Raw genomic sequence first — 1,146 nt, 5'->3', positions numbered from 1 at the left:
GGCGGATTCTAGGGTTCAGTGCAACTGATCTTGGTTGTGCTGGAGGTGTTGGTGGCGAGGCCGGGTGTGGTGACGTTCGGGCATCGGCAGGTGTTGGAGCACTTGTGGGGGTCGGGGCGGACGATCTCGCAGATCGCGGGGTTGTTGGGGTTGCCGGTGTGCACGGTGTCGCGTGAGGTGGCGCGGTATCACAGTGCGCGGCATGGGACGAAGAATCCGCTCGGGCGGTCGTTGCCGTCCGGGCGGGCTCGTCGGCCGTATCGGTGGGGGTATCAGGCGCAGTGGGCGCAGCGGCGGGCGGAGGCGGCTCGACGGCGGCCGAAGGTGATGAAGCTTCGGTCGGGCACGCGGCTGCGGGACATGGTGGCGGGGAAACTGGCGCGTAGGTGGTCTCCGAAGCAGATCGCCGCGTGGTTACGGGCCACGTACGCCGACCGGCCGGAGTTGCAGGTGTCCCACGAGACGATCTACCAGGCGATCTACGTGCAGTCGCGGGGCAACCTGCGGGTGGAGTTGGGTCGGCAGGTCGCGCTGCGTTCGGGTCGTACCCAACGGCGTGCGCGGTCACGAACCGCGGGCGCGGCCCGCAGCCGACCCTGGGTCGGGGACCTGCACATCAGCGCCCGACCCGCCGAGGCCACCGACCGGGCCGTGCCCGGACACTGGGAAGGTGACCTGGTCATCGGCAAGGCCGGCGCCTCGGCGATCGTGACCCTGGTCGAACGCACCACCCGCTACGTCATGCTCGGCGCACTACCCCAGGGCCGCGACAGCGAAGCCGTCATCAGCGTCCTCACCACCCTGACCACCCGCATGCCCACCCACCTACGCCGCTCCCTGACCTGGGACCAGGGCAGCGAGATGGCCACCCACCCACAGTTCACCATCACCACCGGCTGCCCGGTCTACTTCTGCGACCCCCACAGCCCCTGGCAACGCGGCAGCAACGAGAACACCAACGGACTCCTACGCCAGTACTTCCCCAAGAACAGCTACGACTTCCGCACCATCGACCAGACCGGCCTCGACGACGTCGCCCACGAACTCAACACCCGACCCCGCGAAACGTTGGGCTGGGACACCCCAGCCCAACGCCTGGCCCAACTCATCACTACCTAACGATTGCACTCACCCCTTGACCCCGCC

The 1,146-nt window shown here is 68.2% G+C and carries 1 protein-coding gene; it reads left to right on the top strand.

Annotated elements, in window-relative coordinates; translation table 11 throughout:
• The first annotated feature begins 18 nt into the window (after nucleotides 1-18).
• Nucleotides 19-1,119 (top strand): IS30 family transposase, encoded by a 1,101-nt coding sequence (locus tag ABZ795_RS28785; RefSeq protein ID WP_357532647.1) that lies wholly within the window; start codon nucleotides 19-21, stop codon nucleotides 1,117-1,119.
• Nucleotides 1,120-1,146: the final 27 nt, after the last annotated feature.

This window comes from Micromonospora sp. NPDC047134 (genome assembly GCF_040643455.1).
Lineage (GTDB): Bacteria > Actinomycetota > Actinomycetes > Mycobacteriales > Micromonosporaceae > Micromonospora.
The sequence above is the reverse complement of the archived record's forward strand: the minus strand, read 5'-3'. Positions and strand labels throughout refer to the sequence as shown.